This is a genomic window from uncultured Ellagibacter sp. (assembly GCF_934617235.1).
Taxonomy (GTDB): domain Bacteria; phylum Actinomycetota; class Coriobacteriia; order Coriobacteriales; family Eggerthellaceae; genus Ellagibacter.
The window spans coordinates 1-11,591 of the sequence record NZ_CAKTTZ010000009.1; the positions used below are offsets into that span (position 1 = coordinate 1).

At 60.5% G+C, this 11,591-nt stretch carries 12 protein-coding genes; 7 read left to right on the forward strand and 5 right to left on the reverse strand.

Annotation, left to right across the window (positions count from 1 at the left end; translation table 11 throughout):
• The 5 genes from Q0G85_RS02960 to Q0G85_RS02980 all read right to left on the reverse strand — a co-directional run.
• Positions 1-1,195 (reverse strand): NAD-dependent epimerase/dehydratase family protein (locus Q0G85_RS02960; protein ID WP_297154579.1); only part of this gene is annotated, 1,195 nt, incomplete at its 3' end.
• Positions 1,196-2,254, reverse strand: coding sequence for a polysaccharide biosynthesis protein (locus tag Q0G85_RS02965; protein WP_297154581.1), 1,059 nt, complete (start codon positions 2,252-2,254; stop codon positions 1,196-1,198).
• Positions 2,255-2,258: 4 nt separating this feature from the next.
• On the reverse strand, positions 2,259-3,023 hold the full coding sequence (locus Q0G85_RS02970; RefSeq protein WP_297154652.1) for a WecB/TagA/CpsF family glycosyltransferase: 765 nt from the start codon (positions 3,021-3,023) through the stop codon (positions 2,259-2,261).
• 12 nt (positions 3,024-3,035) lie between these two features.
• Positions 3,036-3,776: a sugar transferase gene (locus Q0G85_RS02975; protein WP_297154583.1), complete on the reverse strand. Its 741-nt coding sequence runs from the start codon at positions 3,774-3,776 to the stop codon at positions 3,036-3,038.
• A gap of 104 nt (positions 3,777-3,880) precedes the next feature.
• Positions 3,881-4,147 (reverse strand): hypothetical protein, encoded by a 267-nt coding sequence (locus tag Q0G85_RS02980; RefSeq protein ID WP_297154585.1) that lies wholly within the window; start codon positions 4,145-4,147, stop codon positions 3,881-3,883.
• 384 nt (positions 4,148-4,531) lie between these two features.
• Here Q0G85_RS02980 and Q0G85_RS02985 point away from each other — a divergent pair, with 384 nt between their 5' ends.
• From Q0G85_RS02985 to Q0G85_RS03015, 7 genes are all read left to right on the forward strand, one after another.
• Positions 4,532-5,137, forward strand: a complete 606-nt coding sequence (locus Q0G85_RS02985; protein WP_297154586.1) for a hypothetical protein — start codon at positions 4,532-4,534, stop codon at positions 5,135-5,137.
• Positions 5,138-5,254: 117 nt separating this feature from the next.
• Positions 5,255-5,923 carry a YveK family protein gene (locus Q0G85_RS02990; protein ID WP_296059655.1) on the forward strand — a complete coding sequence of 223 codons (669 nt, stop codon included), beginning with the start codon at positions 5,255-5,257 and terminating at the stop codon, positions 5,921-5,923.
• Position 5,924: 1 nt separating this feature from the next.
• Entirely contained in the window at positions 5,925-6,962 is a 1,038-nt protein-coding gene (locus Q0G85_RS02995; RefSeq protein WP_297154588.1) for a CpsD/CapB family tyrosine-protein kinase, read from the forward strand.
• A 195-nt stretch (positions 6,963-7,157) separates the two neighbouring features.
• The gene (srtB, locus tag Q0G85_RS03000) at positions 7,158-8,033 is read left to right on the forward strand and encodes a class B sortase (RefSeq protein ID WP_297154589.1); all 876 of its coding nucleotides are present in this window, start codon (positions 7,158-7,160) and stop codon (positions 8,031-8,033) included.
• Positions 8,034-8,051: 18 nt separating this feature from the next.
• Complete coding sequence (locus Q0G85_RS03005) at positions 8,052-9,245, forward strand: LCP family protein (protein ID WP_297154590.1); 1,194 nt, start codon at positions 8,052-8,054, stop codon at positions 9,243-9,245.
• A 7-nt stretch (positions 9,246-9,252) separates the two neighbouring features.
• Positions 9,253-9,885 carry a tyrosine-protein phosphatase gene (locus Q0G85_RS03010; protein WP_297154592.1) on the forward strand — a complete coding sequence of 211 codons (633 nt, stop codon included), beginning with the start codon at positions 9,253-9,255 and terminating at the stop codon, positions 9,883-9,885.
• A 433-nt stretch (positions 9,886-10,318) separates the two neighbouring features.
• A complete protein-coding gene (locus Q0G85_RS03015; protein WP_297154594.1) occupies positions 10,319-11,524 on the forward strand; it encodes an RtcB family protein in 1,206 nt (401 codons plus the stop codon).
• The last annotated feature ends 67 nt before the right edge of the window (positions 11,525-11,591 follow it).

The window sequence follows — 11,591 nt, forward strand, 5'->3', positions numbered from 1 at the left end:
TCTCCGGGTCGTAGGGCTCGTTGGCCCACATCACCGTGACCAGGTCATCCGTGTCGGACAGGTTGGTGATCGAGTGCGTGTAGCCGGGAATCATCTCGACCACCCGCAGATCGGAGCCGCTGACAACATACTCGTCCACGGGGAACGGGTTGCCCTCGGCATCACACCCGACCTTCCTGAGTTTAATCGACGCCGTGCCGCTTACAACCAAAAACTTCTCCCACTTGCTCATATGCCAGTGGTTACCCTTGGTGATACCCGGCTTCGACACGTTCACGCTCACCTGGCCGCGTTCGGGCGTGCGCAGAAACTCCGTGAAGCTCCCTCGCGCATCCACGTTGGGTGCAAGGTCGTAGGCGAAGCGCCCCGGTTCGTAGTAGGAAAGAAACGTCGAGTACAGTTTCTTCGAGAAACTGCCCTCATCAAGCTTAGGGACCTCAAGCGTTTCACGCGCGTCGCGGAAGCTGGTTAGTAAACGAACAATCTCTCCTAACGTCGCCCTCTGCGCGCCCGGCGCGTAGCAGTAGCGGCCAGCCTCATCGGGCACGCACTTCGCACCCGCATAGCGGCAGCGGCGCACCTCCCCCACCAGCGCGTCGAGCATTGCAGTCACCAAGTCGTCAATATAGAGCAGCTCCAGCTCAACGCTGGGGTCGTTCACGGTGAACTCTCGCTCGTTAGCGATTGCGTCGCAAAACGTTGCAACAGCCGAGTTGTAACGCGGGCGGCACCACTTACCGTACAAGTTCGGGAAACGATAGACCAAGACGGGCGCACCCGTGCGCTTCTCGTAGTCGAACAGTAGCTCCTCTCCTGCCAGCTTGCTCTCGCCGTAGGGACTGTCGGCATAGCGCCCCTCAAGAGAAGCTTGAACGCTGCTCGACAGCATCACCGGGCACTTGTTGCCGTGATGTTCCAAAAGGTCCAGCAGCGTCTCGCCGAAACCCCTGTTGCCTTCCATAAACTCAGAAGGGTCCTTCGGACGATTGATACCCGCCAGATTGAAGACGAAATCAGCAGCCGAACAGAAGAAACTAAGCTCGTCCTGCGTGCCATCGCGATCGTATTCGTAAACGGTCAGCGGCAAGAGCTGTTGATATTTCTCTCGCCTGTCCTTGCCATCGAGGATATTCTTGAGCGCCTCGCAAAGATTGCGCCCGACGAAGCCCTTGGCACCAGTTACCAGCACTTTCATTTACTGCACCGCCTCGCCCTCTCGACCCTCAAGAGCCAGCTGCACGTACTCGGCGGTCTTGATTTTCGCCACCGTGCCCGCCACATCGAGACGCTCGGTGTTGTCGGAGGTGTAAGCCTCGTCCGCCTGAGTCTTCACGTCGCCCTTCACGACGAACTTGTCATAGTTAAGGTCGCGCGAGTCGCACGCCACGCGGAAGTATTCGCCCATATCCTCAGCGCGCAGGCGCTCCTCGCGGGTCATCAGCGTCTCATAGAGCTTCTCACCGTGTCGCGTGCCGATGATTTGCGTTCCCACACGTCCAAACACCTCCTGCACCGCCTCGGCAAGATCGCCGATGGTCGACGCCGGCGCCTTCTGGATGAACAAATCACCCGGGTTAGCGTGTTCGAAGGCGAACTGAACCAGATCCACCGCCTCATCGAGGTTCATGAGGAAACGCGTCATATTGGGGTCGGTGACGGTAAGCGGCTCTCCCTTGCGGATTCGATCAATGAACAGGGGAATCACACTACCGCGGGAGCACATAACGTTGCCATAGCGCGTGCAGCAGATGGTGGTGCGGCCGGCGCCATTGCGCGCGTTGGCGTAGATGATTGATTCCATCATGGCCTTCGATTTGCCCATGGCGTTGATGGGGTACGCCGCCTTGTCGGTGGACAGGCACACCACGCGAGAAACGCCCTCGTCAATCGCGGCATGGAGCACGTTGTCGGTGCCGATCACGTTGGTGCGCACAGCCTCCATCGGGAAGAATTCGCAGGAAGGCACCTGCTTGAGCGCCGCCGCGTGGAAAATATAGTCTACCCCATGCATCGCATCTCGCACAGACTGCGGGTTGCGCACGTCACCAATGAAGAAGCGCACCTTGCCAGCGAGCTCGGGAGAAGTCTCCTGCAGGCGGTGACGCATGTCGTCCTGCTTCTTCTCGTCGCGAGAGAAGATGCGGATTTCGGCCAGGTCAGTATGCATGAAGTGCTTAAGCACAGTGTTGCCAAACGACCCGGTGCCGCCGGTGATCATGAGGGTCTTGTTTTCGAATGCTGCAGTAGGCTGCATATGCTTATCTCTCCTTACGCTTTGCATTAGTCAACTGATACCAGATGAATTTAGTGTTAGTGATAGCGTACCTCTTGAACAGCCTGCCTGGCTCCTGAACGAGGCGGTAAAACCACTCAAGACCAGCATCCTGCATCCAGCGCGGAGCCTCAGGGACCAACCCCGCCAGCACCTTGAACGCACCGCCGACACCCACCATCAAACTCTTCGAGCAGCCGTTCAGGTCATGCATAAGCATCTCCTGCCTGGGTGCGCCCAGAGCAACCCAGCAGAAATCGGCACCCGCCTGATCGACACGAACGCACAGCTCGTCCTTCTCTGCATCAGAAAGCGGGCGAAACACCGAGGGTTCCATGCCGCAGATTTTTATCCCGGGATACTCATGTTCCAATACAGCACGTAAGGCGTCCAGAGTCTCCTGCCTGTCGCCGTAGAAGAAATGATTCCAACCGTGCGCGGCAGACGCTGCAAACACCTCGCGCATCAGGTCGGGGCCTGTCACACGTTCCATGGTCGGAACCTTCTTGCGACCCACTACCGAAAGCGGCTTACCATCGGGGATAGACGCGACGGATTCCGCTTGGCAGGCCCAGTAGACAGGGTCGTCGTGCGCCATTACACAAGCGTGGGCATTGGAGACACATATGTACCCACCACGTAAGCCGTCGAGGCTCGAGGAAAGCAACAACATGAAATCGCCCATGTTCGTAGCGGTAATCGGCACCCCGATAACGTCAACCCGCGCAAGACGTGGGTCCTTCAACAGCATATAGTCCACAGCTTAATTCCCCTGCGCCGTGAGAACCACGCCCACGGTTTGAATAATCAGTTTCACGTCGCTCCATGCAGAGCACTTCTTGATATAGAGCAGGTCAAGGTCGACCCACTCGTCGAAGGTTATGGAGTCGCGGTTGCGACGGGTTTGCCAGTAGCAGGTTATGCCCGGCTTCACCAGCAGCCTTTGGCGTTGGTAGTTATCGTAGGTCGCGACCTCAGCCGGCAACGCGGGACGCGGGCCCACGATGCTCATATCCGAGCGCAGGACATTGATGAACTGGGGCAGCTCGTCGAGCGACAGCTTGCGCAGCCACTTGCCCACGCGGGTGATACGCGGGTCCTCGGCGATCTTGAATACCGGGCCGGTCTTCTCGTTGAGCTCCCTGAGCTCGGCGAGCTTGTCTTCGGCATCCACGCACATGCTGCGGAACTTCAGCATCCGGAAGGTTCTGCCGTCCTTGCCCACGCGTTCCTGGCTGAAGAACACGGGGCCCTTCGGGTCGTCGACCTTGATGAAAATCGCGATGATGGCGAACAGCCAGCAAAACACAACGAGTACCGCCGCACTGAAAACGATGTCGAACGCACGCTTAACAAAGCGGTACGCCACCCTGTCCTCGATGCCGGTAACCGGCACGCTCCCAAGCTCCTCCTTGAGGCGTCTGGCGCGCTCGGAGCTTTCGGCTGAGCCCCCGCCGCCATTGATGTCGTACGCGAAACCACTACGAACAGTTTTGCGCTCCAAGGCACCGCTGCTCGCCGTCACTCGGCTGGCTTCAATTGACGGCGAATCCCAAACGTCGGACCTCGCCTTCGCGGGCTCGCAAACGGCCGTGAAATCACTGGACACTATGCGCCCACCGTCCCAAAAGTGGGCTTTGCGAGATGCATTTCCGGGATGCGCGAGAGGATATGGGGCCTCACCATATCCACGACAGACGCCGCGATGTCGAAGGACCTCTTGGCAGCGCGGAACGCTATGCCGATAGCGCTCTGCGATACCAAATGTCCCTCTCCCTCCATGCCAGCTCGCGTGCCCCCAAGCCTGTCTACCTCTTGAAGAATCTTCGCCATCTCCATCCGCATGTGCTCGACATGTAGGGTTCCGCTCGTCATATTCCCGTTTCGTCCGCGCAGAAAAACCTCGACCTGATTCGGGTCGCTTTCGCCCTACCTCTTAAATTAATTACAGTATACTTATCATATCCTAGAATAAGGCCCTATTTCGCAAAAATGTCGGGGTTCGGTAGAAAATAAACAGTAAGTCCTCAAACAAAACAGCCCCTTGCGAAATTTTGTTAAGAATAGACGATTTCCATTGAAACCATTATATAAGGAAGATATTATCGTGACGAGGATAAGGCAAGTTGCCATTGATTCGCCGCAAAATGGGGCTCCCGCCCGCTGTTTGCCCGACGGAGGCGCGCGTCCCCGTCCCCATGTGCTATGATGCAGCACATCATCAGCATTGACGCATTCGCTCAAGTGAAAGAGGAAACGATGAAAAAGAAGCTTACTGCCATGATTTGCGCGCTCGCCCTCGCCATGGCGATGCCGACTCTGGCATGGGCGTCGAACAGCCCGCAGAAGGTAACGTCCAACACCTGCACCGCATCCCAGGGCGCATCCCTCACGGTCAGCGGCAAGACCGACGACTCCACGAGCAAGCTCGTCGTCGAGGCAACCTCCGACCAGGCTTCCAACGTGTCGTTCAGCGCCACCCAGAAGATCGTAGGCACCTTCAAGGTTTACGACGTGCCCGAGGGCAGCACCTACGGCCCCTACACCCTCACCTTCAACGTGGGAACTGAGTACAACGGCGCCACCGCCACCGTGTTCATCGAGCACCAGGGCCGCGACGCGAACCTCGGCACCGAGACGAAGACGGCGACCGTCTCCAACGGCAATGTGACCATCTCCACCGATGGCCTCTCGCTCGTGACCATCGCGGTTGACTCCTCCACCGTCACCGGCGCCACCACCGACGCAAGCGCCACCTCTCCGCAGACCGGCGTTGACATGACCGGCATCGCCGTCGCCACCGCCGCGTGCGCCATCGCCGCCGTGGGCGTGGGCGTGGTCCTTCGCAAGAAGCTCGCTGAATAGCGCCAACGGGATATGCGGCAGATCGTCATCGAGTGCCGCGCCGCACGCATGTTGAAAAAGGAGAGGGCGCAGCTGCCCTCTCCTTTGTTGTGATAAGAATAGAGGAGAACCGCTTCAATGACCCTGCTTGAGCTGCTCGAGCTCCTTCGAAAGAAATGGTACCTGGTGCTCGTGTTCCCCCTGGTGTTCGCGGGCGCGACCGCGGCATACTGCTGGGGCTTCATGACCAACAACTACACCGCCAACGTGTCGCTCTACGTGCTGACGCAAACGACGAACGCGACCGATGGATCCGGCCGCGTGACCAGCTCCGACACCTCGGCTTCCCAGCAGCTCGCGAACGACCTGGCAAAGATCGCGAAGACGTCGACCGTGATGAGCTCCACCGCGAGCGCCCTCGGTATGAGCGACCTCGAGGGCTTCGATGTGGGGGTAACCTCCGACACTACGAGCCGCGTCATCACGCTCACCGTCACGGGCAAAAGCCCCGAAGGCGCCGCGAGCGTGGCCAACGAGCTCGCCGACCGCACCTCGAAGGCCGCCATCGACGCGATGAAACTCGACGCCGTGAACATCATCGACCGGGCGAGCGTGCCAGACAAGCCCTCCGGCCCCAACCGAGTCATGTACACCGCGGTTGCCCTGCTCGCAGGGCTGTTCGTCGCCATCGCGATCATCGTCTTGCAGGACATGCTGGACACCACCGTGAAGTCGGGCGACGACGCCGAAGAGCTGCTCGGGATTCCCGTGCTCGGCCGCATGCCCAAGCCGAAGAAGGCGAGGTAACATGGCCAAGAAGAACCGCAAGCGCCCCAGCCAGTTCCAAAATCCCCTCCTGAGCAACGCATCGAAGACGCTGTTCGCCAACATCCGCTTCGTCTCCATCGACGAGAAGGTGAAGACGATTGTGGTCACGTCGACGGGCATGGACGAGGGCAAAACCCAGGTCAGCACCAACCTTGCCTGCGCCATCGCCGGCTCGGGCAAGAAGGTGCTCATCGTCGACACCGACATGCGCCGCCGCTGCATCGCGGGGCTTTTAGGCATCCACACGGAGTGCGGCCTGTATTCCGTGCTCGTCGGGCAGGCTCCGCTTAAAAGCGCCATCTACCCGACCGACCGCCCCAACCTGTACTTCATGGACACCGAGCCGAACATCCCCTCCCCTCCTGATGTCCTTTCGACCAAGCGCTTCTCGGCGCTTGTCGACACGTTGCGCGAGATGTTCGACTACGTGATATTCGATTCGCCTCCCATCGGTCTTTTCGTTGACGCTGCCATCATATCGAACCTGGTCGACGGCACGCTGTACGTCATCCGCGAGCGCGCGGCGAAGCGCGACGATGTCGTCGCCGGCGTGCAGCAGCTCAAGGCCGCCAACGCGCGCATCTTGGGCTCGGTCATCACGTTCTCGCGTGAAGAAGCGAACAACGATTACTACTACGCCTACTACAACTCCGACGGGAAGCGCGTCTCCCGCAAGGACCGCGAAAAGCAGCTGATGGAGAACCCAAACGCGCGCGATCTGGCAGCAGACGACATCGGCCAGTGGGCGCGCAAGGCAGGCATCGACCCCAATCAGTCGGAACGAAGGGAAGCTGGCTCGCGACCGCGGCGCCAAGGTGCGAACGCGGGCATGGGCGCAGGCGCGAGCGCGGGTGTGAACCCGAACGCTAATGCGGGCGCTGGCGTACCCCCGGCTGCAAGCCCGCAGAGGGGCGCGCGGGCGAACGGCGACGAGCAGTTCCCGCCCGGCGCCTTCAAGCCGGCAGTATCGCGCCGCGCCGACGGCCGCGCACCGCGCCACAAGAACACGAGGATCTAACGCATCGCCCATGACGGGAGGCCCACGGTGGCTTCCCGTCATGCTTTCAAACGGCCTACGGAAAAGAGGCACTCGACCAGCGGAAAGGCGGCTTGTACGGCGGCCCGCACGGGCCTCCCGAACGACGGCTCTGCCAGCAACCCGCGCGAGCGGCACCGCCAGCAGCTCGCTGACCAGCATCATTCTAAGGAACACATGGCAAACGACAAGACGAAACCGACTGAAGAGGACACAGCCCCCAAACACGCGAAGGCACCGAGCGCGCAAGCTTCGGGCACGGGCGACGACTCCCGCAAGAAGCGCCCGCAAATCGCGGCGCTCATCGTGCTGCTCGTCGTCCTGGTGTGCGCGGCAATCGTCGGCGGCGCGTACCTTGTATGGCAGAACACCCAGATCGCGAAATCGGCCGAGGAGGCAGCCGCAACTCCCGAGCCCAATGCCCCCACCACCTCGCAAGATGCCGCGGACCTGCGGGTAGAAAACCCGATCGATTTCGCGTCGCTTCGCCTGGAGAACCCCGACATCTGCGCCTGGATCTACATCCCCGGCACCGACGTGAACTACCCGGTGGTGCAGCACCCGACCGATGACACGTTCTACCTGAAGCACAACAAGGACGGCGAATGGTCCGAGGAGGGCGCCATCTACACGCAGCTGGCGAACAAGACCGACTTCTCCGACCCCGTCACAGTGATCTACGGGCACAACCTCGTGCAGGGAACCATGTTCTCCACGCTGCACCGCTTCGAGAACAAGGACTTCTTCGACTCCCACGAGGACATGTACGTCTACACCGACGGGCACATCCTCACCTACCGCGTCATCGCCGCCTACCAGTACGACAACCGCCACATCCTGAATTCGTTCAACTTCTCCGACCCAACCGTCGTTCAGCAGTACTTCGACTCGGTGCTCAGCCCCGACTCGCTCGTCGAGAACGTGCGCGAGGGCACGACCCTCACTTCAAGCGATAAAATCGTGCAGCTGAGCACCTGCACCGGCGATTCCAACCACATCGTGAGAAGATACCTCGTGACGGGAGTTCTCGTCAGCGATCAACCGACTTACTAGCACGAAAGACGAAGCACTTTGGAAGAGAGCGAAACGAAAGACAACGCACTGGATGAGGCGGGCAGCGGCACAACCTCGACGCCCGAGGCGCCCGTGGCGGTCGAGGGGACCCCGACCCCCGCGACCTCCGATGCGCCCCAGACGATGGAGGAAGAGGTCCTCATCAGGAAGAAGAAGCGCCACCATTCGCGTCGCAAGAAGATCTTGAAGCGCGTCGCTATCGTCGTGGGGATTCTCGTGGCGATCGCGGTCGTCATCGCCATCGCCGCCTTCGCCTTCATGAAGTCTGGCGAAAGCGCCGTGAAGCAAGCCAATACCGCCGATGACATCCAGGCGGACGATAGCGCCGTGACCTACGACGAGGGCCGCACCGTCGAGTACAACGGGAAGACGTACGCGCTGAACGAGAACATGGTTTCCATCGCCGTCATAGGCTACGACCGCCAGACCGAGGAGGTCGTGCCGGGCAAGAGCGTCGGGCAGGCAGATGCCGTCATGGTGCTCGCCGTGAACCTCAACACCGGCGAGACGACGGGAATCGGCATCCCACGCGACTCGATGGTCGAGGTGGGCGAGTTCATGGGAGACACTTTCACCGGCATGTCGACCATGCAGCTGTGCCTGGCCTACGCGTACGGCGACGGCGGCGAGCTGAGCAGCCAATACACTGCGTCCGCGGTTTCGCGCGTGCTGTACAACATGCCCGTGAGCTACTACTTCTCGCTCGATATGGACGGCGTAGGCGCACTCGCGGACGCCATCGGCGGCGTGTCGCTGACCCCGACGCAGTCGATTCCCAACACCAACATCGTCGAGGGCGAGCCGACCGTTTTGTTCGGGAGCAACGCGCTCAAGTACGTGCAGTGGCGCGACACGTCGGTGCTGACTTCGTCGCTCGACCGCCAGGCGCGCCAGTCGCAGTTCGTCGAGACCTTCTGCAAGCAGGCGCTCTCGAGTGCCCAGGGCAATGTCGGGACGCTGGTCAACCTGTACACGACGGCGTCAAACTACGCCGTGACGAACCTGGGGCTCAACGAGTTCAGCTACCTGGCAAGCTCCGTCCTGGCAACGGGGATAACGTCGGTCAACATGACCACCCTTCAGGGCACCATGCAGCAGGGGGACAAGTTTGCGGAGTTCTACCTGGACAAGACGAACGTGTACGAAACGGTTCTCAACGTGTACTACCATGAGGTGGAAAGCGAGAAATAGGGCCGCCATGTTCGACATCCATTGCCATATCCTAAACGGGGTCGACGACGGCTCGCGCACGCCGACGGAGTCCCACCAGATGCTGCTTGCCGCGCGGGACGCCGGCATCGACCACATCGTGTGCACCCCGCATTGCAAGCACTCCGACTTCGACGCGGAGCTCATCGAGAAGCGCTATCGGGCCTTCAAGGCGCATGCGGAGAAGAACGGCGTGCGCCTGAGCTTGGGATACGAGGTGCACTGGAAGAAGCTCGCCGACATGGGGCTCGACGCGGCGCCAAGCCTTTGCATCGAGGGCACCAACCTGCTTTTGCTCGAGTTCTCAAGCAGCCATCTGCCAGCGAACTGGCAGCGCGCGATCTACACCATCCAGGGCAAGGGCGTCGACACCGTGATCGCTCACCCTGAGCGCTACAAACCCGTGCAGGAGGATCTCGACGTCGCGCGCGAGATGAGGGAAATGGGCTGCCGGCTTCAACTTTCCGCGAACTTCGTGGAAGGGAGCATCTTCAACCCGCGCCGACGCACTGCAACGGCCCTGCTCAAGAACGGGCTGGTCGACTACCTCGCAAGCGATGCCCACCGGGTAGAGCACTACGCCACCTACCTCAAAGCGCTCAAGGAGGCCCAGAAATACTAAGGATTATCCTCTGCCCAATCTTTGATTGGCCCAGCAGGCACAGGTGAATGAGCGTTTGCCATTGGCTAGAACGGGCTAGTTTTGGACTTGCTCTTTCCCTCCACAATCCCACCTGGCCTTTCGCGATTATCGTCATTACCGCTTTTGTCGTCAGAGCATCTCCCTTCCCCTTCTCACTCCTTTCCTTCTTCTTCTCCCACAGCCGTCTAAATTGCAAGCCGATAGCAAGTCAAGCAAGACTGCTCTTCCAAAGAAGTGCCTCCCGAAAGTGATTGGGAAAGGGCCAATCACCAAGAATGCAATTTATGCTAGGACAACCCAGCCTCATCGCACATGAGCCCTGTACGAAGAATGGGACAGCCACTTCATAAAAAGCGCCTATGATGCATCACGTCAGACTCCTAGGAGCCGCCAAGGAGCAGGAAGGATTGCCATGTTCACGATTGAGGGAACGCACGGTACGGCAGCGTGCTACGCGACGAACATAGAGGACGCGTGCGTCGAGCAGATTCGCACGATGCTCGGCATGCCGTTTGCGGAGGGCGCAAACACCGCCATCATGCCGGACGCGCATTTCGGGATAGGCTGCACCATCGGGACCACGATGAGGGTCACGGACGCTGTGGTACCCAACCTCGTGGGCGTCGACATCGGATGCGGCATGCTCACGGCTGACCTGGGCCACAAGCCCATTGACCTGCCCGCCTTCGACGAGGCGTGCCACGAGATCCCCTCTGGCGCCCGCGTCTGGGATGGGCGCAAGGAGCAATTCGACTTCGAGGAGCTGCGCTGCTACCGCGAGCTCAGGGACGTCAAGCGCCTCAAGCGCTCGCTGGGCACCCTCGGCGGCGGCAACCACTTCATCGAGATCGACGTCGCCTCCGACGGCATGCAGCGCCTGGTCATCCACTCAGGCTCGCGCAACCTGGGGTTGCAGGTGGCGAACTACTACCAAGGCCTCGCCGTCGATTTGCACAGCGGCAAGGAGGGCTTCTTCGAGCGCAAGCAGGAGCTCATCGACGCGTACAAGTCGGCCGAGCGCCGCGACGAGATCCAGGCGGCGCTCAAGGAGCTCGCAGCGCGGTACGAAGGCGCCGAACCCGACACGCCCGCCGACCTGTGCTGGCTCTACGGCAGCTACATGGACGACTACCTGCACGATGTTGATGTCTGCCAGCGCTTCGCCGCCCGCAACCGCGTGCGCATGCTGGTGGAGATCCTGGCGAGAACGGGGCTTGACGCCTCGTCGGAGTTCCATACCGTCCACAACTACATCGACGTGGATGAGATGATTCTTCGCAAGGGGGCCATCGCCGCGCACGCGGGAGAGACCGTGCTCATTCCGCTTAACATGCGCGACGGCTCCATCATCGCGAAGGGGCGCGGCAACGAGGCGTGGAACAACTCTGCGCCCCACGGCGCGGGCCGCGTCATGTCGCGCCGCGAGGCGAGGGAAACGCTCAACCTGCGCGAGTACCGGACCGCCATGGAGGGCATCTATTCGACCTCGGTGAACGAGCGCACCATCGACGAGGCGCCGGGCGCCTACAAGCCCATCGAAGACATCATCGGCCCCATCGCCGACGCGGTGGACATCATCGATGTCATGAGGCCAATCTACAACTTCAAGGCGTCGTAAGGGAAGGCGACGGGGACTGCTTTCCGCCAGCCGCAACCGACGCAAAACCGACGAAAAATATTGCGTC